This is a genomic window from Kitasatospora sp. NPDC001539 (assembly GCF_040298565.1).
In the GTDB taxonomy this organism is placed as follows: Bacteria; Actinomycetota; Actinomycetes; order Streptomycetales; family Streptomycetaceae; genus Kitasatospora.
Genome location: NZ_JBEPAK010000041.1, coordinates 12538 through 36493 on the forward strand (window position 1 = coordinate 12538; position 23956 = coordinate 36493).

Here is a 23956-nt window from a genome sequence, read left to right on the forward strand (position 1 = left end):
AGCGCCCAGGCGGAGAGGACCCCGGACGCCCCCGCGGTGGTCCGCGGCAAGGAGAAGCTGACCTACGCCGAACTCGACGCCGCCGCCAACCGGCTCGCCCGCCTGCTGATCGCGGGCGGCACCGGGCCCGGCTCCCTGGTGGCGATCGCACTGCCCAGGACGCCGCTGCTGGTCACGGCCCTGCTCGCGGTGCTCAAGGCCGGTGCCGCGTACCTTCCCATCGATCCCACCAATCCCGCCGACCGCATCGCCTACGTGCTCGGCGACGCGGCCCCGACGGTGGTCCTGAGCGACGAGGCCACCTCGGCGGCCCTGCCGTCCGGCGCCGCGCCCGTCATCCGACTGGACCGGCCCGGGACCGCGCTGGAGCTGGCGGCCCACCCGAGCGGCCCCGTCACGGACACCGAGCGGCTCCGGCCGCTGTCGCCGCGCGACGCGGCGTACGTGATCTACACCTCGGGCTCGACCGGGCGGCCCAAGGGCGTCGTGATCGAGCACCGCTCGGTCAGCGACTACCTGGCACACACCACCCGCGAGTACGACGCGGCCCGCGGAGTGGCGCTGGTGCACTCGCCGGTGTCCTTCGACCTGACCGTCACCGGCCTGTACACCCCCCTGCTGGTCGGCGGCTGCGTCAACCTCGCCTCGCTCACCGAGCCCGAGCCGGGCGAGGCCGCCGGGCTGGCCGAGGCTCCGGCGACCTTCCTCAAGGCGACCCCGAGCCACCTGCCCCTGCTCAACGCCCTTCCGGCCGGCTACTCGCCCTCCGGCGAGCTGCTGCTCGGTGGTGAGGCGCTGCTCGGCGCGGTGCTGCGGGAGTGGCGCGAACTGCACCCCGACGTGACGGTGCGCAACGTGTACGGTCCGACCGAGGCGACGGTGAACTGCGCCGAGTACCGGATCGCCCCCGGCGAGCCGGTGCCCGACGGCCCGGTGCCGATCGGCCGCCCGCAGGCGAACGCCCAGCTGTACGTGCTGGACGCGGGGCTCCAGCCGGTGCCCGAGGGCGTGCCCGGCGACCTCTACCTCGCCGGCGAGGGGCTGGCGCGCGGTTACCTGAACCAGCCGGCGCTGACCGCGGAACGCTTCGTGCCCAACCCCTTCGGGGCACCCGGAAGCCGGATGTACCGCAGCGGCGACGTCGCCAAGTGGAACCGCTCCGGCGAGCTGGTGTACGTCGGCCGCAGCGACGACCAGGTCAAGCTGCGCGGATTCCGGATCGAACTGGGTGAGGTCGAGGTCGCGCTGGCCTCCCACCCGGCGGTCCGCGCCGCCACGGTGATCGTCCGTGAGGACCAGCCCGGCGACCAGCGCCTGGTGGGCTACGTCGTGCCGGCGGCCGAGGCGCCGACGGCCGCGGAGCTGTCCGCGCACCTGTCCGGCCGGCTGCCCGAGTACATGGTTCCGCAGCTGTTCGTGACCATCGACCGGATCCCGCTGACCGCGCACGGGAAGATCGACCGGAAGGCACTTCCGGCTCCCGTCCACCGCCCGGACTCCCAGGCCCCCGCCGCCGCGCGCTCGCCGCAGGAGGAGATCCTCTGCCACCTGTTCGCGGACATGCTCGGGGTCCCGGACGTCGGGGTGCACGACAACTTCTTCGAACTGGGCGGGCACTCCCTGCTCGCCACCCGGCTGATCAGCCGGATCCGCACCGCGTTCGGGTTGGAGCTGCCGATCCGCGCCGTCTTCGAGGCGCCGACCGTGGCCAGGCTGGCCGCTCAGCTCGGCACGGCCGGGGCGGGCCGTCGGGCGCTGGCTCCGATGCCGCGTCCGGACGAGCTCCCGCTGTCCTTCGCCCAGCGGCGACTGTGGTTCCTCAACCGCTTCGACCAGCAGGCCGGTTCGGCGTACAACCTGCCGATCGTGCTGCGATTCACCGGCACCCTCGACCGGGAGGCGCTCTCCGCGGCCCTGCAGGACCTGCTGGAGCGTCACGAGGTCTTCCGCACCGTGTTCGCCGAGTGGAACGGCGTGCCCGTCCAGCGGGTGCGGGCCACCGACGAGGCCGTGCTGCGCCTGGACGTCACCCGGACCACCGAGGAGCAGCTGGCCGACGCGGTCGCCGCCGAGATCAGCCGCGGCTTCGACCTCGCCGAGGAGATCCCGCTCCGGGCCCGGCTGTTCGCCGTCGCCAAGGACGTGCACGTCCTCACGGTCACCATGCACCACATCGCCGCCGACGGTTGGTCGCTGGCGCCCCTGCTGGCCGACCTCGCCACCGCCTACCGGGCCCGGAGCGCGGGTCAGGAGGCCGACTGGCAGCCGCTGCCCGTGCAGTACGCCGACTACGCGCTCTGGCAGCGCGAGGTGCTCGGGGACGAGGCCGACGAGGACAGCCAGATCTCCCAGCAGCTGCGCTACTGGGAGCAGGCCCTCGCCGGGCTTCCCGAGGAGCTCGGTCTGCCGACCGACCGACCCCGGCCGGCCGTGGCGAGCTACCGGGGTGCGCGGATCACGATCGAGATTCCCGCCGACGTCCACCGGCGGGTGAACGACCTGGCCCGCACCCGGCAGGCGAGCGTCTACATGGTGCTCCAGGCGGGTCTGGCCGCCCTGTTGTCCCGGCTGGGCGGCGGCGAGGACATTCCCATCGGCAGCCTGATCGCCGGCCGCACCGACGAGGCGCTCGACGATCTGGTCGGCTTCTTCGTCAACACGCTGGTGCTGCGCACCGACGTCTCCGGCGACCCGACCTTCACCGAACTGCTCGACCGGGTCCGTGCCACCGGCCTGAGCGCGTACGCCCACCAGGACCTGCCGTTCGAGCGGCTCGTGGAGGCGCTCAACCCCAGCCGGTCGATGGCTCGCCACCCGCTGTTCCAGGTGGCCCTCAACCTGCAGAACGCCGCCCAGGCCGACTGGGCCATGGGCCTGCCCGGTCTGGAGGTGGAGCCGGAGGCCTTCGACCTGGAGACGGAGAAGTTCGACCTCTCGTTCACCTTCGCCGAGCACCGCACCGAGGACGGTGCGGCGGCCGGCATCATCGGAACGGCGAGCTACGCCGTCGACCTGTTCGACCGTGACCGCGTGGAGGCACTGGGCGCCCGGCTGGTCCGGCTGCTCACCGCCGCGGTGGAGCGGCCGGACCTCCCGATCGGCGAGCTGGAACTGCTGGACGCCGCGGAGCTCGCGGCCGTCCGCACCGCCGGGACCGGCCCGCGTCGGACGTCGCCGGCCGAGGACGTCGACGTCCTGCTCGGCCGTCGCGCGGCGGACGTGCCGGACGCCCTCGCCGTCCGCGCCGGCGACGTGTCACTGACCTTCCGGGAGCTGGATGAACAGGTCACCCGGCTCGCCCGGCACCTGGTCGCGCTCGGTGCGGCTCCCGGCGAGCTGGTCGCCGTCGCCCTGCCGCGCGGTGCCGAACTGCTGGTGACCCTGCTGGCGGTGCTCCGGTCGGGCGCGGCCTACCTGCCGCTCGACCCCGGCCTCCCGGCGGAGCGGCTCCAGTACACCGTCGCCGACGCCCGGCCGACGCTGACGGTGACCTCCACCACCGTGCAGGAACCGCCGGTGGGCGGCGCCGTCGTCCTGCTGGACGACGAGCGGACCCGGGCGGTCCTGGCGGAGCTGTCGGGCCGGGACTGGACGGACGGCGAGCGCCGGACCCCGGTGCACGCCGAGCACCCCGCCTACGTCATCTACACGTCCGGCTCCACGGGGCGGCCCAAGGGTGTCGTGGTCCCGCGCCGCGGGCTGGCCAACTTCCTGCACGACATGGCCGGCCGGTTCCCGCTGACCCCCGAGGACCGGTGGCTGGCGGTGACCACGGTGTCCTTCGACATCGCCGCCCTGGAGCTCTACCTCCCGCTCGCGGCCGGCGCGGCGGTGGTCCTCGCCGACCGGGAGACCGTGCGCGAGCCCTCGGCCCTGCTCGGACTGGCGGCCGAGTCGGGAGTCACGGTCCTGCAGGCGACCCCGTCGCTGTGGCAGGCGCTGGCCGACCACGACGCCACGGCCCTGCGCAGTCTGCGCAAGCTGGTCGGCGGCGAGGCGCTGCCACCGGAGCTGGCCGACCGGTTGGCCGCCGAGGGCGGTCGGGTCACCAATCTCTACGGGCCCACCGAGACCACGATCTGGTCGACGGCCGCAGAGCTCGAGACGGGTGCTCCGCACATCGGCGGCCCGATCACCGACACCGACGTCCACATCCTGGACGGACGGCTCCGCCCGGTCCCACCGGGCGTGCCCGGTGAGCTGTACATCGCCGGGGCGGGCGTGGCCCAGGGCTACCTGGGGCGTCCGGGCCTGACGGCGGAGCGGTTCGTCGCCAGCCCGTTCGCCGGTGGCGCCCGGATGTACCGGACCGGCGACCTGGCCCGCTGGGGCCGGGGGGCGAGGCTGGAGTACCTGGGCCGGGTCGACCACCAGGTCAAGCTGCGTGGTTTCCGGATCGAGCCGGGCGAGATCGAGGCCGTGCTGGCGCGTCACCAGGACGTCGCCCGCGCCGTGGTGGTGCTGCGCGAGGACCGGCCCGGGGACCAGCGGCTGGTGGCGTACGTGGTGCCGGCGGTCGGCCGGCCGGTGGACGCCGCCGCGCTGCGCCGGTGGGCCGCAGCGGACCTGCCGGACTACATGGTCCCGTCGGTCGTCGTCGGTCTGGACGCGCTGCCGATGACGCCCAACGGCAAGCTGGACCGCCGGGCGCTGCCCGTACCGGCCGACAGCGCCGCCGGTGAGGTCGTGGCACCGCGCTCGCCGCGCGAGGAGATCATGGCCGGCCTGTTCGCCGAGGCGCTCGGGCTGGCGGTGGTCTCCGTCGAGGACGGATTCTTCGACCTCGGCGGCCACTCACTGATGGCCACCCGCCTCGTGAGCCGGATCCGGACCGTGTTCGGGGTGGAACTCGCGATCCGCACGCTGTTCGAGAACCCGACCGTCGCAGGACTGGTCGAGCACCTGGACTCGGCCGACCGGGCCCGCCCGGCCCTTCGGCCGCAGCCGCGCCCGGACGCCGTGCCGCTGTCCTTCGCCCAGCGCCGGATGTGGTTCCTGCACCGGTTGGAGGGCCCGAGCGCGACCTACAACATGCCGTTCGTCGTCCGGCTCTCCGGTCACCTCGACCTGGAGGCGCTGAAGGCGGCGCTCCAGGACGTCGTCGCCCGGCACGAGAGCCTGCGCACGGTCTTCCCGGAGATCGACGGCCTGCCCCGGCAGGTGGTGCTCGGAACGGACGAGGCGCGGATCGAGCTGACCTGCCGCCAGGTTGCTGAGGACGGGTTGGAGGAGGCGACCGCCGCCGCCGTGCGCACGGCGTTCGACCTGACCGCTGAGCCGCCGGTCGCGGCGACCCTGCTCACGCTGTCCCCGACCGAGCACGTCTTCGTCCTGGTCGTGCACCACATCGCGGGCGACGGTTGGTCGCTCGGCCCCCTGGCCGCCGACGTCTCGCAGGCGTACACCGCCCGGCACGCCGGCCGGGCGCCGCAGTGGGAGCCGCTGCCGGTGCAGTACGCCGACTACACGCTGTGGCAGCGGCAGCTGCTCGGCGACGAGTCCGACCCCGACAGCCTGTTCTCCGGGCAGGTCGCCTACTGGAAGGAGTCCCTCGCCGACCTGCCGGACCTGCTGAACCTGCCGACCGACCGGCCGCGTCCGTCGGTGGCCAGCTACCGAGGGGGGCGTCTGCCGATCGAGCTGGGCGCCGAGCTGCACGCCGCGGTGCGGTCGCTGGCGAAGCGGGAGGGCGCGAGCACCTTCATGGTGCTCCAGGCCGCGGTCGCGGCGCTGCTCGGCAAGCTCGGCGGCGGCCACGACATCCCGCTCGGCAGCCCCATCGCGGGCCGCACCGACGAGGCGCTCGACCACCTGGTCGGCTTCTTCGTCAACACCCTGGTGCTGCGCAACGACCTGAGCGGGAACCCGTCGTTCGCCGAACTGATCGGCAGGGCCCGGGAGACCGCGCTGGCGGCGTACGCCCACCAGGACGTCCCGTTCGACCACCTGGTGGAGGTGCTCCGACCGGACCGCTCCGCCGGGCACCAGCCGCTGTTCCAGGTGATGCTGGCGCTGCAGAACGCCACGGCCGCCGCCGACGTCGAACTGCCCGGCCTGACCCTCAGCTCGGAGGACGGCTTCACCGGGGCTTCCCGCTTCGATCTGTTCCTCAGCTTCTCCGAGCAGTTCGAGGGGGCCGGCGGGACGCCCGCGGGCATCAACGGGTTCATCGAGTACAGCGCCGACCTGTTCGACCCCGCGACGGTCACCGCCCTGGTGGTGCGGTTGGAGCGGCTCCTGACCGCGGTGTCGGCGGACCCCGCGGTGCCGATCGGCTCGATCGACATCCTCGGGGACGACGAGCGGCAGACCGTCCTGCGACAGTGGAACGACACCGCGACGGACCGCCTGCCGACCGGCGTGACCACCCGGTTCGCCGCCCAGGTCGCCCGCACGCCGGACGCGGTCGCGGTGTCGAGCGACGAGCGGGAGCTGACCTACCGCGAGCTGGACGACGAGTCCGACCGGCTGGCGCGCCGCCTGGTGGCGGCCGGCGTCCGGGCCGAGGACCGGGTCGCGCTGTTCCAGGAGCGCTCCGCGGCACTGGTGGTGTCGATCCTGGCGGTGCTCAAGGCCGGTGCGGCCTACGTGCCGATCGACCCGCGCTACCCGGCCTCCCGCCGCAGCCACATCATGAGCGACAGCCGGGTCTCCGTCCTGCTGACGGACACCACCTCTCCGGCGCTGGAGTGCGAGCACGACGCCGCGGTCCTGGTGGTGGACGCCGGGACGGACCCGGAGGTCCTGGACGTCCGGCTGCCCGCGGTGGTGCACCCCGAGCAGTTGGCGTACGTGATGTACACCTCCGGCTCGACGGGTGTGCCGAAGGGCGTGGGGATCACCCACGCCGACGTGACCGCACTCGCCTCGGACCGGGCCTTCCGTCCGCAGGCCCACCGCCGGGTGCTGCTCCACTCCCCGCAGGCGTTCGACGCGTCCACCTACGAGCTGTGGGTGCCGCTGCTGAACGGCGGCCGGGCCGTGGTGGCCCCCCGGGGCGACCTCGACCTGGCGACCCTCGCCCGGGTCATCGAGGAGAACCGGATCACCGGTCTGTGGATGACCGCGGGTCTGTTCCGGCTCGCCGCCGAGGAGTCCCCGGAGTGCTTCGCGGGCGTGGCCGAGGTGTGGACCGGCGGCGACGTGGTACCGGCCGAAGCCGTGCGACGGGTCATGGCGGCCTGCCCGCAGATCGTGGTGGTCGACGGCTACGGCCCGACCGAGACGACCACGTTCGCCACCACCTTCCGGGTGGAGGACGCCCGGAGGGTCCCCGCCCAGATCCCGATCGGGCGACCGCTGGACGACATGCGGGTCTACGTCCTGGACGAGGCACTGCGGCCCGTCCCCGCCGGGGTCGCCGGCGAACTGTACATCGCCGGTGCGGGTCTGGCCCGCGGCTACCAGGCCCGGCCGGGCCTGACCGCCGAGCGGTTCGTGGCGGACCCGCACGGCCCGGCGGGCAGCCGGATGTACCGGGTCGGCGACCTGGTGCGCTGGAACGCCGACGGCGCGGTCGAGTTCATCGGCCGGGCCGACGACCAGGTCAAGATCCGCGGCTTCCGGATAGAGCTCGGCGAGATCGAGGCGGCTCTGGCCGCCCACCCGGACGTCGCCCAGGCGGCCGTCCTGGTGCGCGAGGACCGTCCGGGCGACCGTCAACTGGTGGCCTACGTCGTGCCGGGCACGGAGCCGGGCACGGCCGGGACGGCCGCGGACAACGGCACCGCCGGCGAGCAGATCGAGCAGTGGCAGGAGCTCTACGCCGAGTTGTACGGCGCGGAGCGGCCGGAGGAGTTCGGCGAGGACTTCAGCGGCTGGGCGAGCAGCTACACCGGCGAGGACATCCCGCTGGAGGAGATGCGCGAGTGGCGGGACGCCACCGTGGAGCGCATCCGCTCGCTGCGGCCGCGCCGGGTGCTGGAGATCGGCGTCGGCAGCGGTCTGCTGCTGGCGAAGCTCGCCGGCGACTGCGAGGCGTACTGGGGCATCGACTTCTCCGCGGAGGCGATCGCCGTGCTGCGGCGACAGGTCGAGGCCCAGCCCGAGATGGCCGGCAAGGTCCGGCTTGAGATCGGCGCCGCGCACGAACTGGACGCCCTGCCGCGGGAGTTCTTCGACACCGTGGTCATCAACTCGGTGGCGCAGTACTTCCCCAGCGCCGCCTACCTGACCGATGTGCTCGCGTCGCTGTCGCGTCTGCTGGTGCCGGGCGGCGCCGTCTTCCTGGGCGACCAGCGCAACCTGCGGACCCAGCGGAGCTTCCAGACGGCGGTCGGACTGCTGCAGTGGAACGGCCGGCAGACACCTGCCGAGCTCTCCCGTTCGATCGAACAGACGATCATGATGGAGAAGGAACTCCTCGTCGACCCGGAGTACTTCGCGGCGCTGCCCGGGCTCATCCCGGCGTTCGAGGCCGTGGACGTCCGGGTCAAGCGGGGCCGCAGCGACACCGAGCTGACCCGCCACCGCTTCGACGTGGTCCTGCGGACGGCTCCCGCCGGGAGTCGCTCGCTCGCCGACCTGCCGCGGCTGCGGTACGGCGTGGAGGTCCTGAACCTGGAGGACTTGGAGCGCCGGATCGCGGCCGGTGACGGCCTGCCGGTCCGGGTGACCGGTGTCCCGGACGCACGGCTGGCCGGCGAGCAGGCGGCCCTCCTGGCCCTGGCCGACGGACGGCCGGTCGACGAGGCGCTGGCCGCGCTGACCGGCCCCGAGGAGCGCGGCGTCCATCCCGAGGCGCTGCACGAACTGGCCGCACGGTGCGGGCAGCCGGTCGTCGTCACGTACGCCCAGGGTGCACCCGGGCGGCTGGACGCGGTGTTCGGCGTCGGCGAGGAGGCCGTCTCGGAGTCGTACCTGCCGGGCACCCGGCAGGACGCCGCGGCGCACGTCAACAACCCGCTGGGCTCCCGGCGGCTCGGCGAACTGGTCAGCTCCGTCCGCTCGTTCGCCGAGCAGCGGCTGCCCGAGTACATGGTGCCGAACGCGTTCGTCGCGTTGGACGCCCTGCCGACCACGGTGAACGGCAAGCTGGACCGTCGCGCGCTGCCCGCGCCCGACTTCTCCAGCGCGTCCACCGGTCGGGCACCGCGCACGGAGTTGGAGGCGCGGGTCTGCGCGATCATGGCCGACGTCCTCGCCCTGCCGTCGGTGGGCATCGACGACAACTTCTTCGACCTGGGCGGCGACAGCATCATGTCGATCCAGTTCGTCAGTCGCGCGAGGCGGGCCGGGCTGCTGATCGGCACGCGCGACGTGTTCCGGTACAAGACCGTCGCCGAACTGGCAGCGGTGGTCCGGCCGGCCGACGGCCCGGCATCCGCCGCGACCGACGAGCCGGAGACCGGCGACGTCCCGCTGCTGCCGATCGTGCACTGGCTGCGGGAGAACGGCGGCCCGGTCGAGGGCTTCAACCAGTCCCGGATCGTCCCGGCACCGGCGGGAGCCACCCTGCCCCTGCTGGAGCAGGCGCTGCAGGCACTGATCGACCGGCACGGCGCCCTGCGGATGCGGTTGGACCGCACCGGCGGGCAGTGGCGGCTGAACGTGCCCGAGACCGGGGCGGTCCGTGCGGGCGACGTGCTGCTCCGCGTGGACGCGGCCGGTCTGGACGACGAGGCGCTCGAAGCCGTGATCGTCGAGCACCGCGACGCGGCGATGGCCAGGCTGGCCCCGGACGACGGCATCATGCTGCAGGCCGTGTGGTTCGACGCCGGTCAGGGCCGGAGCGGCCGTCTCCTGCTGATGGTGCACCACCTCTCCGTCGACGGCGTCTCGTGGCGGGTCCTCCTGCCCGACCTGTTCGAGGCCTACGAGGCGGCCGAGCAGGGCAGGCCCATCGCGCTCGACCCGGTCGGCACCTCACTGCGCGGCTGGGCGACCCGGTTGCACGAGCTCGCGGCCGAACGCCGGAGCGAGCTCGAGCTCTGGGAGGAGATGGTGCGGGAACCGGAGCCGCTGCTCGGCCTCCGGCCGCTCGACCCCTCCCGCGACACCGTCGACGCGACGCGCTTCGTGCATGTCCGGTTGCCCGCCGACCTCAGCACCTCGCTGCTGGCTGACGTGCCGCGGGCCATCCACGCCGGTGTCGACGACGTCCTGCTCACGGGCCTGACGCTGGCGCTCGCCCAGTGGCGTGCCAAGTGGCGTGGCACGCACCGCGAGGACGTGCTCCTCGCGGTGGAGAGCCACGGCCGGCACGACGTCCTCGAGGGCGTCGACCTGACCCGGACCGTCGGCTGGCTGACCGCCATGTACCCGGTGCGGATCGACCTCGCCGGGGTGGACACCACCCAGGCCCTGGCCGGCGGACCGGCCACCGCCCGCGCCGCCAAGGAGGTCAAGGAGCAGCTGCGGCGGATCCCGGACCACGGTCTGGGCTACGGCCTGCTGCGCTATCTGGACCCCGAGGCGTCCGAGCGGCTGGCCGGCGGCGCCGAGCCCCAACTGGCCTTCAACTACTTCGGCCGCTTCACGGCACCGGAGGGCGAGCCGGCACCGGTCGCGTCCGAGCCGGCCTTCGAGACCGGCCGGTACGACGGCGGCGCGGACGGCCGACGACCGTTCGCCCACGCGCTGGAGGTCAACGCGCGGACGGACGACTTCGCCGCCGGTTCCTCGCTGAGCTGCATGTGGACCTGGCCGGACGGGCTCTTCACCGACGAGGAGGTCCTGGAGCTCTGCGAGGGCTGGGTCGCGGCACTGCGCGTGCTGGCCGACCAGCTGCGGCGCCCCGGCAACGCCGGGCGCACGCCGTCCGACCTGCCGCTGGTCGACCTGTCCCAGCGGCAGATCGAGCGGTTGGAGGCGGACCTGCCGGGCCTGTCGGACGTGCTGCCGCTGACTCCGCTGCAGGAGGGGCTGCTCTTCCACGCCCGGTACGACGAAGGCGACACCGACCCGTACACCGTCCAGTTCCTCTGGGCACTGGACGGCCAGGTCGACCGGGACGCCTTGCGGGCGGCGGCGACCGCCCTGCTGCGCCGCCACCCGAACCTCCGGGTGGCCTTCCGGCAGGACGATCTCGCCCGTCCGGTGCAGGTGGTCGTGGAGGATCCGGCACTGCCCTGGTACGAGCACGACCTGCGGGCGCTGGAGGGCGAGGCCCGCGACCGCGAGGTGGCCCGGATCATCGAGGAGGACCGCACCCGCCGCTTCGACCCGGCCCGTCCGCCACTGATCCGCTTCACGCTGATCCGGGTGGCCGAGGACACCTACCGCTTCCTGCTCACCAACCACCACATCCTGCTCGACGGATGGTCCATGCCGGTGGTCCTGGGCGAGCTGGGCGAGCTGTACACCACCGGCGGTGACGACCGGACGCTTCCGGTGCCGGCCGACTACCGCGGCTACCTGACCTGGCTCGCCGGGCAGGACCGCGCGGCGGCCGAGAACGCCTGGCGCACCGCGCTGGCCGGGCTGCAGGAGCCCCTCCTGCTCGCACCGTCGGCGGGGCAGCGGGCGGCGGTCACGCCGCACCGCCAGGTCGTCGAGGTCGACCAGCAGCTCAGCGCGACGCTCGCCGCACTGGCCCGCAGGCACGGATTGACCCTGGCCACACTGGTCCAGGGCGCCTGGGCCACGATGCTGAGCCGGCTGACCGGGCGGGACGACGTGGTGTTCGGCGCCACCGTGTCCGGCCGGCCGCCGGAGATCGCCGGTATCGAGACGATGGTCGGGCTCTTCATCAACACCCTGCCCGTCCGCGTGCGCCTGGAGCCGGCCGAGCCGGTGATCGCCCTGCTCGAGCGGATCCAGCGCCAGCAGTCCGAGCTGACGGAGCACTCGTACCTGCGGTTGTCCGACGTCCAGCGGCTCGCCGGCTTCGGTGAACTCTTCGACACCGCGACGGTGTTCGAGAACTACCCGGCACCGCCCCAGGGCCTGCACGACGAGCCCGGCGACGTGGGTGTCAGCGACGACCGGACGAGCGACGCCACGCACTACCCGCTGGCGCTGTGCGCCTCGATGCGCGGCCCGTCCCTGCGGCTGCGGGTGGACCACCGGCCCGACGTCTTCGACGAGGAGAGCGTGACCGGGCTGATCGACCAGCTCGTCGGCTGGCTGCGCGCTCTGGCCGAGGACCCGGACCAGCCGGTCGGCCTGATCGACCTGCTGGGCGCCGACCAGTTCGACCGGGTCGTCCGGCAGTTCAACGCCACCGAGCGGCCGGTACCGCCGCAGCGGTGGTCCGAGCTCGTCGCCGAGCGGGCGAGGTCGAACCCGGACCGGGCCGCGGTGGTCCACCAGGACGAGCGGCTCAGCTACGCGGAGCTCGACGAGCGGGCCAACCAGCTCGCCCGGCTGCTGGCCCGCCACGGCGCCGCCGAGCAGTCGCTGGTCGGACTGATGCTCGAGCGCACCCCGGACACGGTCGTCGCGGTCCTCGCGGTCGCCCGGGCCCGGGCCGCCTACCTGCCGGTGGACTCGCGCTACCCGGCCGACCGGCGCGCGTTCATCCTGGCCGACGCCCAGCCGTCGCTGGTCGTGACGACCTCCGCCACCGCACAGCTGCTGGCGGAGGTGGGGGCCGACGTACCCACGCTGGTCCTGGACGACCCGGAGGTGCGGGCGCAGTGGGCGGCGCAGCCCACCACGCCCCCGGTGCCGGCCGCCGAGCCGTCCCCGGACGACGCGGCGTACGTCATCTACACCTCGGGCACCACCGGCCGTCCCAAGGGCGTCGTGGTCACCCAGCGGGGCATCGGCAACCTGGCCGCCGCGCAGATCGAGCGGTTCGCGATCGACGCGGAGAGCAGGCTCCTGCAGTTCGCGTCGCCGAGCTTCGACGCCGCGGTGTCGGAGATCGTGACCAGCCTGGTGGCCGGTGCCACCCTGGTGCTCGCCCCGGCGGCCGAGCTGCTGCCCGGCCCGACGCTGACCGCGGTGATGGCCCGGCACGGGGTGACCCACGCCACCATCCCGCCCACGGTACTGGCCGCGATCTCGCCCGACGACCTGCCAGGGCTGCGCACCCTGGTGGTCGCCGGCGAGCCCTGCCCGCAGCACCTGGTCGAGCAGTGGGCGCCGCGACTGCGCATGATCAACGCCTACGGCCCCACCGAGACGACCGTCTGTGCCACCATGAGCGACCCGCTGTCCACGGCGGTCGCGGTCTCGATCGGCCGGCCGATCGCCAACACCTCGGTCTACGTGCTCGACGCACGGCTCCGGCCGGTGCCGACGGGCGTGGCGGGCGAGTTGTACGTGAGCGGTCCCGGTCTGGCACGCGGCTACCTGAACCGCACCGGCCTGACAGCGGAGCGGTTCGTGCCGAATCCGTTCGGCGCGCCGGGCAGCCGAATGTACCGCACCGGTGACCTGGCCAGCTGGACCCGCGACGGCCAGCTCGCCTACGTCGGCCGGGCCGACCAGCAGCTCAAGCTCCGCGGCTTCCGGATCGAGCCGGGCGAGATCGAGTCGGTGCTCCTCGACCACCCGGACGTGGCCCAGGCGGCCGTCGTCCTGCGGGAGACGAGCCAGGGCGGCCGTCGGCTGGTGGCGTACGTGGTACCGCGCGACGGTGCCGGGACCGACTCGATGGTGCTGCGCAAGCACGTCTCGGGGCAGGTGCCCGACTACATGGTGCCCTCCGCGTTCGTGTCGCTCGCGGCGCTGCCGGTCAGCCCGAACGGGAAGCTCGACCGTTCGGCGCTGCCCGCGCCGGACGCCGAGGGCAGCCTGCGCACGGGGGCGCCCCGGACACCCCGCGAGGAGGTGCTGTGCGGTCTGTTCGCGGAGTCCCTCAAGGTCCGCCGGGTCGGGATCGAGGACAGCTTCTTCGATCTCGGTGGTGACTCGCTGATGGCGGCGGCGCTGGTCAGCCGGGTGAACCTCACCTTCGGCACCAAGATCAGCATCGCGGCGCTGTTCGACGGTCCGACCGTCGAGAGCCTCGCCGAGCTGCTGGCCACGGGAGCGGAGAGCGATCCGATGGACGTGCTGCTCCCCCTGCGGAGCACCGGTACGGCCGAGCCCATCTTCTGCCTCCCGCCCGCGGGCGGTCTGAGCTGGAGTTACGCGGGTCTGCTGCGCCACATCGACCCGGAGCACCCGGTCTACGCGCTGCAGGCGCGCGGCCTGGCCAGGGACGAGGCACTGCCCGAGTCGCTGGACGCGATGGCGGAGGACTACCTGGAGCAGATCCGGGCGGTCCAGCCGCACGGCCCCTACCACCTGGCGGGCTGGTCACTCGGCGGCATCCTCGGCCACCTGATCGCCACCCGGCTGCAGGAGGCGGGAGAGCGGGTCGCGACACTGGCCGTCCTGGACGCCTACCCGGTGACCAACCAGCACGAGGTGGTCGAGGAGCGGCCGGAGGACGTCCTGCGGCAGCTGCTGGCCTACCTGGGCCACGACCTCACCGAACTGGGCGAGGACCCACTGGACTACGCCCGGGCCCGCAGCCTGTTCGACGACGGTGACAGCGCCATCGCCGGCTTGGAGGAGCGCCACATCGAGGCGCTGGCCCGGGTGGGCACCAACATCGCGCGGATCACCCGGGACTTCGGCCTGGACCGGTTCCGCGGTGACCTGCTGATGTTCGTCGCCGCAGTGGGCAAGGAGGGTTCGGCGAACACGCCGGCCCTGTGGGAGCCGTACGTCGAGGGACGGGTGATCAGGCACGACCTCGCCTTCACCCACAACGACCTGACGACGGCCGCCGCCTGGGCGGAGATCGGTCCGCTGCTCGCGCAGTCGCTCCGCGACGCCCGCGGGAGCCGGGCCGCCACCGGGCAGTAGGCGGGTTCCAGGCCCGGACGACCGCCACCGCGGCGGCCGTCCGGGCCTTCGCCGTGCGCCGGGGCGGGGCGGCGCCCCGGAACCGGCCCGGCGCAGCGGAACAGCACACGTATTCAAGTCTTGGAAACGCCGACGACCACGGCCGCCGGCCGGGCCAGGATGGCGGTGTCCCTTCCATCGCCGCTGCCCGACCGGTGCCCGATCCCGCGCGGTCGGCAGGACGACGTATCCACGTCCCGGACAACCGACCCGCTGGCGCGACTGGACGACGACGGGAGCCGGCACTCCCTGTGGCCGGTGTTCACCGAGATCACCGCCGGCGGGACGACCGCAACCCTAGGCTCTTGGGAGAAACCATGCTCAACGCCGTACAGCTCGCGCCCCCGGAGGTCACCTTCACGGTCTCCCCGGCGGAAGCGGTGGAGATCAGCCGGATCGCCGATCGGCTGCAGTCGGTCTCGGACGAGGTCGACGACGATGCCTGGGTAGCCGCCGCCCGAAGCTCCTGGGAGTTCCTGCCCGGCGGCTACCGGCGACGCGTCCGCGAGTTCCGCCGCGACTCCGGACCGGCCGGCGTCATGGTGGTGCGCGGACTTCCGGTGGACGACTCCCGGCTGCCGAACACCCCGTCGGTCGCCGGGTCCGTGCAGCGGACCACCACCGGGCCGGCCGCGCTGCTGATGATGACGGCCTGCGGTCTCGGCGATCCCGCCGCCTTCCTGGCGGAGAAGTCCGGCGCGCTGGTCCAGGACGTCGTCCCCGTGCCGGGCCGGGAGGACTTCCAGGGCAACGCCGGGTCGGTGGACCTGATGATGCACAACGAGAACGCCTTCCACCCGCACCGCCCGGACTACGTGATGCTGCTCTGCCTCCGCCCGGACCACGACCGCGTCGCCGGGCTCCGTACCGCCTCGATCCGGGAAGCACTGCCCCTGCTGTCCGACCGGACCCGGCAGGCCCTCGCCCGCCCCGAGTTCAACACCCAGCCCCCGCCGTCCTTCGGCTCGGCCGGCGCCGGCGCCCCGGAACTCCCGGTACTGACCGGCGAGTCGGCCGATCCGGACGTCCGGGTCGACTTCGCCGCCACGACCGGACTGACCCCCTCGGCCCGTGCGGCCCTCACCGAGCTGTCCCTGGCCCTCGACGAAGTCGCCCGCACCGTCCGGCTGTTGCCCGGCGACCTGGCGATCGTCGACAACCACGTGACCCTGCACGGCCGGACGGCCTTCCAGCCCCGCTACGACGGCCGGGACCGCTGGCTCCAGCGGACCTTCGTCCTGGCCGACCTGCGCCGATCGCGCGACCACCGGCCCGGCGACGGCTACGTGCTGGAGCGGTAGGGCCCGCCCCAGTCGTCATCCCGGCAGCCGTCCGGGGTTCACCCAGGAGAAGGAGAGCACAGCAGATGCAGCAAGCGCCCGGGACGGCGGAGAACCCGCAGCCCTCGCCCGCCGAAGACGACGGCGTTCCCGTCTTCCAGCTGATCGACCCCGGGCTGGTCCAGGACCAGTACGGGTTCTTCGCCGATCTGCGCGCCAAGTCGCGCGTGTGGTGGGCCGAACTGCCGGACGGCACACGCTGGCTGGTCCCCACCCGCTACGAGGACATCCGCCTGGCCCACCTCGACCCCCTCCTGCGCCAGAAGCCGGACCCGGAGGACGACCCGGTCACCGATGAGGAGGGCGGCATCTGGCGCATCTACAACGAGCACCCCGTGGTGTCCGACCCGCCGAAGCACACCCGCCTGCGCAAGCTCCTCAGCGGGGCCTTCACCGCCCGCCAGACCGAACGCCTGCGCCCGCGCGTGGAAGAGACCGTGGAAGAACTCCTGGACGGCCTCGCCCGACAGGCTGCCGACGGCGCTCCGGTGGACCTCATGGAGGGCCTCGCGTGGCCGCTTCCGCTGGTCCTGATCTGCGAGTTGCTCGGCGTCCCGGAGGAGCGCCGCGACGTCTTCCACGACTGGTCCCGCAACGCCCGCGACTTCACCGGAGGCGCTACCCACGAGGGCCGCGAGGACATCGCCTACCGCATCATCGACGTCATCAAGGACCTCATCGAGGAACGGCGCACCACCCCCACCGACGACCTGCTCGGCCAGATGGTGCAGGCCCGCGATGCCGACGAGGGCAAGCTCAGCGAGATGGAGCTCATCTCCACCGCCTTCATCGTCCTGCTCGCCGGCTTCGAGACCAGCGTCGGCCTGATCGGCAACGGCGTGAACGCGCTGCTCCTCAACCCCGCGCAGCGGGCCCTGGTCGAGAACGACCCGACGCTCGTCCCCGGGGCCGTCGAGGAGTTCCTCCGCTTCGACCCGTCGCTCTTCCTCACCAACGTCCGCATCGCCGGAGGACCCACCACCGTCGCGGGCGTCGACATCCGCAAGGGCCAGCCGGTCCTGCTCTCGCTCGGCGCCGCCAACCGCGACCCCGAGCAGTTCCCCGACCCGGACGAGCTGGACGTCACCCGCAACGCCACCGGACACCTCGCCTTCGGCTACGGCATCCACCACTGCATGGGCGCGCCGCTCGCCCGCATGGAGGCGGCCGTCGCCATCGGCCGGCTCCTCCAGCGCTTCCCCGACATGCGCCACGCCGAGGGCCCGGACGTGCCCTACATCCCCAACCCCATCGCCCGCACGCCGCTGAAGCTGCTGGTGCACCTGAACTGACGACCGGCACGGGCCGGGCCGCCACCGCGCGATGCGCGGGCGGCCCGGCCCTCACCGCCGCACCTGGACGCCCGGGTGGGCTGCCCGGTGGCTCAGCCATGCGGCGGCCGGCGCACCCCGCCGTGCCTCGGCGCGCCGGTGAGGGCCGACCCGCTCCCTCGGGATCCCGTCGAGCAGGACGTCACGCGGCGCCGGATCCGCCGGCGCCGTCCCGCCCGGGCGGACAGGCCGGGCACCCGGCGGTCGTCCGGTGGTATTCCCAGGTGGCGGCGCCGAGCGCGGGGCCCCACAGCATCCAGCTCGCGTAGAACGTCAACGGGACCCACGGACGCAACCCGAAGTCGTCGGTGGGCTTCCGCGGGCCGAAGTAGTGCCGCACCCCCGACATGAACGCCGCCGGACCCACCTGGGCCAGCAGAGCCGTACTGAAGCAGGCCGGCCCCAGCACCAGCACGCGTGGCACGCGGGAGCCGCCGACGGCCGGGACCCATCGTGGGAAGACCCGCCCCCAGGGCCGTACCAGCGCCAGCGACAGCACGGACCCGACCAGCGCCGGCACCACGGGCACCCAGCCGCCGCGGATGCCGTGGATCAGCTCGGGCCGGGTGATCCCGAGGTCGCTGCCGCACTCCCATGCGAGCTTGACGACCGGATAGGGCAGGGACAGCGCGACCGCCGCGTAGCCGCTCCACGCCGGCGCCCGCAGGCGGCCGTCCGGCGCCGGGCGTCCGCACCCCGCACAGGTCTCCACCCCGTGTGCCGCGTTCCGCGTGACGGCCGAGGCCGTCAGAGCGGCCGAACCGAGCGCCAGGAAACGGACCGCGAAACGACCCGCGTCGCCGCCGGGAGCCTCCGGGGCCGCCGGGCCGATCGCGCGGCGGAAGACCGCCCCCAACACGTCGAAGAGCACGGGGCTGCCGCCCTGGGCGAGTCCCACGGCGGCGCCGAGCGCCCCGAGCTCGGCGATCCGGCGCCGGTGCCGGGAAGCCACCGGGTCCGGCACCAGAGCAGCACCGAGCGCCAGCGCCCCGACGACGGACGCACCGCGCACCAGCCGCTCGCCCGGATGACGGACGGCCCCGCCACCACGGCGGCGGGCGAGCGTGCTCGCCAGGAGCGTCGCGGCGCAACCGGCCATCGCCAGCGCCGTCCGGGCCCGCGGCCGTCCCCGACGGTGCCCTGCGGATCGGGGACCGGGGACGCCGCCGGCCCAATCGCTCGTCGCCATGCCAGCTCCCCGCCCGTGCCACCTGAGTCCCGTGCACCCTAGGAGTCCGCGGGGCCGGCGCGGAAGTCCGCTTCGAAGATTCGAAAGCTGCACGGCCCGGCACCCCGGGCCGGCACCGGGTGACGCGCACTCAATTATTCGAAACGGCCTCGGCCCGTCGCGCTCGGGCGGGCCAGGATGGTGCAGCCCGTCGAGTGCCGCGGCCCCGCCGGGTATCCCGCAGCCCGCACGAAACGGCGGAGAACATGCCCGACATGACCGACGCGCTGCTCGCCGGCGCCACCCCTGACCTGTCCGATCCCCGCCGGTACACCGAGGACGGAATCGAGGAGGTCTGGAGCACGCTCCGCAGGACCCGGCCGGTCTTCCTGACCCGGCGCCCCAGGTCCACCGACTTCTGGTCCGTCCTGAGCCATGACCTGGCGACACAGGTCCTCAAGGACAGCGCCACCTTCTCGTCCACCGGCGGGATGCGGCTCGACGCCGACCCGGTGGCCAACGCGGCCGCCGCCGGGAAGATGCTCATCGTCACCGACCCGCCTCGGCACGGCGGAATCCGCCGGGTCATCAACTCCGCTTTCACGCCGCGGATGGTGAAGCGGCTGACGGACAACATCCGGCTGACCGCCGGCCAGGTGATCGACGCCGCGCTCGATCAGGGCGACGTCGACTTCACCCAGGTCGCCGCGCGCCTCCCGGTGTCGGTCATCGCCGACATGCTCGGTGTGCCCAGGGCGGACTGGGACTTCATGCTGAAGCTCACCATGATCGCTTTCGGCGCCGACGAAGCGGCCGACACGGACCGGAACTCCGTCGCCGAGGCGCACACCGAACTCCTGGTCTACTACGACGACCTGTTGCGCCAGCGACGGCGCGACCCCCAGGACGACATCGTCAGCGCCCTGGCGCACGGCCTGGTGGACGGCGAACCCCTCACGGACGAGGAGATCCTGCTCAACTGCAACGGGCTCATCTCCGGCGGCAACGAGACGACCCGCCACGCCACCGTCGGCGGGCTGCTCGCGTTCATCCGGCACCCGGAGCAATGGGACCTGCTGCGGACGGATCCCGGTCTGATCCCCTCCGCCGTGCAGGAGATCCTGCGGTTCACCAGTCCCGCCCTGCACGTCCTGCGCACGGCACGGCAGGAGGCGGTCCTCGACGGCCAGGTGATCCGTCCCGGCGACCAGGTCGCGGTGTGGCTGCCGGCGGCCAACCGGGACGAAGCGGTGTTCACGGAGCCCGACCACTTCGACATCACCCGCTCCCCCAACCGGCACCTGGCCTTCGCCCAGGGCACCCACTTCTGCCTCGGATCGGCCTTGGCCACCAGCGAACTCTCCATCTTCTTCGAAGAGTTCACATCCCGCGTGGCCACCGCCACGCTCCGGGGCGCGCCGAAGCGAATGGAATCCAACCTGATCTGGGGCTTCACCTCGATGCCGCTCACCCTGACCAGGCGCAGCGCACCCTGATCCGCCACCGGGCCGACCCCACGATCCGCCCCCTCCCCCTCGAGAGGGAGGCGGATGCTCCGATCGACGGATGTGACCGGCGCGGCTGACGGCGAGGCTTGACGCGCATATGCATTCCGAACGTACGGAGGTCACGGTGGCTGTTCCTACGAGCTCGAAGGTAGGAGGCTCCCGGCCACGGACCACGAGCCCGGGGCGGATGTCATGGAGGCGGCGCTGGCCCAGCTGGGCACCCACGGCAGCCGCCGCATGGGCCGGCCTCTACGCCGCCGTCGAGGTCGCCTGGGCGATGACGGGCACCACCGTGCAATGGAAGGAACACGCCGCGTATGCCCCCGGGGTCCAGCTCCTCCTCGCGGCCCTCGCCCTCCTGGCCGGCGGTGCCTGCCTGGCCACCACCCGGAGGCTCGCCAAGCCCGGCCGGGTCGCCGTGGCGGCGGCGCTCGTCGTGGCGCTCCCGGTACTCCTCGTGGGGATGACCGGCCTGCCGCTCTACTTCGTGACACTGGTGACGTTCTCCGGGGTCGAGAGCGCCACCGGCTTGGCCCAGGTGCTGCTGAACACGATCGGGGCAGGGCTCCTGCTGCTCGTGGGCCTGTCGCACCGCCGGCTGCAGCGCGGCGACTGCCCGCGCTGCGGCAGGCCGCACGACGGAGCCGGCGACGGTCCGCTGGCCCACCCGGCCGCCTCCAGGGCCACGAGGCGGACCCGCGTCACGGTGTACCTGCTCATGTGCGGACTCCTGCCGTGGGCGGGGCTCAAGAGCATCTGGACGCTCGGCGGCGACGCGCTCGGCGTCTCGGCCGACGACTGGCAGAAAGCAGCGAGCGCCGGCGCGTCCGGGACGGCGAAGGCGACCGCGTCGGCGGGGATCGACATCACCGTGCTGGCCGCGATGCTCGGGGTCTTCCTGCTGCTGGGGCTGCTCTACGTGTGGGGACAGGTGTTCCCCCGCTGGACGCTGTTCCTGTCCGGACGGCGCGTCCCGCGCATGCTGCCGTTGGTCCCTGCCTGGCTGACCGGCATCCCGCTGGCGATGTACGGGGTCGTGCTCAACGTTCTGGCCGCGCTCATCGCCATCGGCGTGGTGCCCGCGTTCAAACCGATCGGGCCGTTCACCACCACGTCGCAGATGACGTGGATGGTCGAGTTCGGCGGCCTGGCGTTCGGCGGCCTGGGCATCGGCCTCATCGTGGCCGCCCGCTCCTACGCCGCCCGCACCCGCCCCATCTGCGCCAGCGCCCTGGAAGCGCGACCCGAGTAGCCGCCCTCCCCGGGAGGGCGACTGCGCTTCCCGGGGAAGGCGGGGTGCAGGCGCAGACCACCCACCGGAACGCGGGCCCCGTCGCCCCACCGCCGAGCAGGACGTCGCTCCCCGCCGGGCCACGACCCCGCCGCAGGGGCCTCTCACCAAGGAGGGACCGTGCCCACGACCCGACGGTGCCGCCTGCTCGGCTTCGTCGCGCTCCTCCTCCTGGCGGCTCTGGTCACCCCGGCACTGTTCGACGGAACCGCCAGGGCGGACACCACATCTGCGTCGAAGCAGCTGTTCCTGCACGTCATCGGCCACCACCCCGTGTACCGGGTGGTCATCAACCTGCGGACTTCGCTTTCGCACCGGCCGGCCTGATCTCGGCCCGCTCGGGGTGCCCGGGGCCTGGTTCGGACCGGACCGGCACCGGACCGGCACCGGACCGGCACCGGACCGTACGCTACGGGCGCTGCGGCCGGTCCGCCCCCGGGAGAGCGGCCCCCACCGGCTCGGGCCGGACCCGCCGGAGGGCCGGTCCCACCGATGGGACCGGCCTCCTCGGCTGTCGCTCCGGCCGCCGGGGACGGGCGGCGGACAGCGGCTAGAAGCGTTCGCAGTCCGCGAGGGGCGCGTCGAGGACGCCTTCGCGGGCGATGATGTAGCCGAGGTGGCCGCGGCTCCGGCTGCCGAGGAGTTCGCTGGCCTTCTGGATGTGGCTGGAGACGGTGCGGGTGCTCATGCCGAGGCGGGAGGCGATGGCCTCGTCGGTGTAGCCGTTGACCATCAGCCGCAGGACGTTCTGCCGGGTGCGGTCGGTGAGCAGCGGCGGGCGGTGGTGGCCCTCGAGGTAGGTGACCGGCTCGGCGCGGTCCCACATCAGTTCGTAGATCTTGATCAGGTACTCGACCAGCGGCGGCAGTTCGATGAGCATCGCGGCGGCCTCGCGGTCGGCGCCGGCCGGGATGAAGACGGTCGAGCGGTCGCAGATGATCATCCGGTCGAAGACCTCGTTCAGGGTGCGCACCTGGGCGCCGCGGGCCGTCACCTGCTCGATGTAGGCGAGCGTCGGACCGTGCGAGCGCACGGTGTGCTGGTAGAGGGTGCGTTGGCGGACCCCGCGGTCGGCCAGGGCGAGGTCGCGCGGCAGCGCGTCGGCCAGGTGGTCGGCGCTGCGGCCGCCGCCGGGCTGGGCGGTGCGCAGTTCCTCGGCGCAGGCGGCGACGGCCTTCTCCAGCGCCGGGTTGATCTCCTCGCCGGCCAGCAGGCGGATCGGTAACCGGGCCTGCCGCATGACGTCGTGGTAGGCGTGGTCGGCGGCGGCGAAGGCGGTGCGCACCTCGGCGATCCGCTCCTGCTGGGCCAGTACGGCGAGTTCGAGCGGCCGGGTCAGGCAGGTGAGGGCGAGGTCGGGCGGCACGGCCGCCAGCCGGTGGTCGGATCCGGGCAGGACGCGCAGCAGGCCCATGGCGAGCAGGCACTCGGGTGCCTCCCCGTCGGCGCCGCCCTCGGCGAGCGCCGTCCGGTAGAACTCGAGGCCGGTGTCACAGAGTTGGGGTGTACCCATTTCGGTGCTGCTGTCCTGGGATCTGCACATCTGCACGTCCTTCCGGCTTCGGCATTGCGAATTCACGAATGCCCGGACCGGCAACAGCCGGACCTCCGAAAGGGCAGGATGGAGTCACCTGCCGACCGGACGCATCCCCCCGGGCCACGACTGCCGAGAGTGTACGCCCAATGGGCGCGGAATTCAGCGGTCCCGGCGGAGGCGGACCGCGCCCGGAGGCGGGGGCCGACAGCGGCGGCGAGCGCGACCGTATCCAGCCGCGGTAACGGGCGGATGGACGCCGCATTTCACCTGTCGGGCCGTCAGGGCGGCTCGGACGGACGGCCCGCGGACGACCGCGCACGGATCGCCCGGCGGATCGCCCGGCGAATTGCCCCGACGGGCCGCCCCACGGACCGCCCCCACGGACCGCTCGACGGACGGAGGCCCCCTTGTTGCGAGCTGATCCCGACCCTCCGCGCTCCCCGGTGGACCCGGCCGGGCTGGTGGACCCGGCCGAGCTGGTGGACCAGCGACTGGTGCGGCAGCTGGCGGAGGCCGCCGCCGCGCAGGTCGGCTCCGGGGCGGTTCGGCTGCTGGGTGACGGCGGGCTGCTCCAGGCGCTCGCCAAGCAGCTGATCGAGCGCGCCCTGGAGGTCGAGTTCCAGGAGCACCTGCACGGCCCGCGCGGCCTCGACGGGGGCCCCGCGGCGGCCGCCGCGCACGCCTCCGCGGACGCCCCTGCCGACACCCGCGACGCCGACCCCACGGACCGCCCCGGGGCCCCGGCCCGCGCCGACACCCGCACGGAGACCCGTACGGACCCCCGCACGGACGCGCGTACGGACCCCCGCACGGAAGCCCCCGCCGGCACGCCCGGCCGGGCCCGCCCGGGCACCCGGACCGACGCCGCGGCCCGCGCCGAGGTGAACGCCCGCAACGGGGCCCGGTCCAGACGGCTTCTCACCGAGGTCGGGCCGGTGGAGGTGCGGGTGCCCCGGGACCGGGACGGCAGCTTCGCCCCCCGGACCGTGCGTCCCCG

9 protein-coding genes (1 of these 9 cut by a window edge) are annotated in these 23956 nt (G+C 73.6%); 7 read left to right on the plus strand and 2 right to left on the minus strand.

What is annotated here, in order from left to right:
• The 3 genes from ABT247_RS09885 to ABT247_RS09895 form a co-directional block, all read left to right on the plus strand.
• On the plus strand, positions 1-14745 hold the 3' portion of the coding sequence (locus ABT247_RS09885; protein ID WP_350740763.1) for a non-ribosomal peptide synthase/polyketide synthase. The gene continues 7623 nt to the left of window position 1, outside the view; only the last 14745 of its 22368 coding nucleotides appear in the window; the start codon falls outside the window, past its left edge; its stop codon occupies positions 14743-14745.
• 356 nt (positions 14746-15101) lie between these two features.
• The gene (locus ABT247_RS09890) at positions 15102-16085 is read left to right on the plus strand and encodes a TauD/TfdA family dioxygenase (RefSeq protein ID WP_350740765.1); all 984 of its coding nucleotides are present in this window, start codon (positions 15102-15104) and stop codon (positions 16083-16085) included.
• A 65-nt stretch (positions 16086-16150) separates the two neighbouring features.
• Entirely contained in the window at positions 16151-17416 is a 1266-nt protein-coding gene (locus ABT247_RS09895; protein ID WP_350740767.1) for a cytochrome P450 family protein, read from the plus strand.
• Between the two features lie 181 nt (positions 17417-17597).
• On the opposite strand, the gene ABT247_RS09900 is transcribed toward ABT247_RS09895, so the two are convergent.
• Positions 17598-18554 (minus strand): hypothetical protein, encoded by a 957-nt coding sequence (locus tag ABT247_RS09900; protein WP_350740770.1) that lies wholly within the window; start codon positions 18552-18554, stop codon positions 17598-17600.
• Positions 18555-18898: 344 nt separating this feature from the next.
• Between ABT247_RS09900 and ABT247_RS09905 the strand changes: the two genes are divergently transcribed.
• The 3 genes from ABT247_RS09905 to ABT247_RS09915 all read left to right on the plus strand — a co-directional run bounded on the left by ABT247_RS09905 (position 18899) and on the right by ABT247_RS09915 (position 21749).
• Positions 18899-20119 (plus strand): cytochrome P450, encoded by a 1221-nt coding sequence (locus ABT247_RS09905; RefSeq protein WP_350740772.1) that lies wholly within the window; start codon positions 18899-18901, stop codon positions 20117-20119.
• Positions 20120-20318: 199 nt separating this feature from the next.
• The gene (locus tag ABT247_RS09910; RefSeq protein WP_350740774.1) at positions 20319-21383 is read left to right on the plus strand and encodes a hypothetical protein; all 1065 of its coding nucleotides are present in this window, start codon (positions 20319-20321) and stop codon (positions 21381-21383) included.
• Positions 21384-21542: 159 nt separating this feature from the next.
• A complete protein-coding gene (locus ABT247_RS09915; protein ID WP_350740776.1) occupies positions 21543-21749 on the plus strand; it encodes a hypothetical protein in 207 nt (68 codons plus the stop codon).
• A 223-nt stretch (positions 21750-21972) separates the two neighbouring features.
• Here ABT247_RS09915 and ABT247_RS09920 read toward each other — a convergent pair whose 3' ends face one another.
• On the minus strand, positions 21973-22965 hold the full coding sequence (locus ABT247_RS09920) for a helix-turn-helix transcriptional regulator (protein WP_350740778.1): 993 nt from the start codon (positions 22963-22965) through the stop codon (positions 21973-21975).
• A 455-nt stretch (positions 22966-23420) separates the two neighbouring features.
• Here ABT247_RS09920 and ABT247_RS33640 point away from each other — a divergent pair.
• The coding region (locus ABT247_RS33640; RefSeq protein WP_502892421.1) for a transposase at positions 23421-23956 on the plus strand (536 nt) is incomplete at its 3' end.

What these genes read in the sequence shown, in the direction of transcription:
- ABT247_RS09890 (WP_350740765.1), top strand. Translation starts at nt 15,102, where the DNA reads ATGCTCAACGCCGTACAGCTCGCGCCCCCGGAGGTCACCTTCACGGTC.
- ABT247_RS09895 (WP_350740767.1), top strand. Translation starts at nt 16,151, where the DNA reads ATGCAGCAAGCGCCCGGGACGGCGGAGAACCCGCAGCCCTCGCCCGCC.
- ABT247_RS09900 (WP_350740770.1), bottom strand. Translation starts at nt 18,554, where the DNA reads ATGGCCGGTTGCGCCGCGACGCTCCTGGCGAGCACGCTCGCCCGCCGC.
- ABT247_RS09905 (WP_350740772.1), top strand. Translation starts at nt 18,899, where the DNA reads ATGACCGACGCGCTGCTCGCCGGCGCCACCCCTGACCTGTCCGATCCC.
- ABT247_RS09910 (WP_350740774.1), top strand. Translation starts at nt 20,319, where the DNA reads ATGTCATGGAGGCGGCGCTGGCCCAGCTGGGCACCCACGGCAGCCGCC.
- ABT247_RS09920 (WP_350740778.1), bottom strand. Translation starts at nt 22,965, where the DNA reads ATGTGCAGATCCCAGGACAGCAGCACCGAAATGGGTACACCCCAACTC.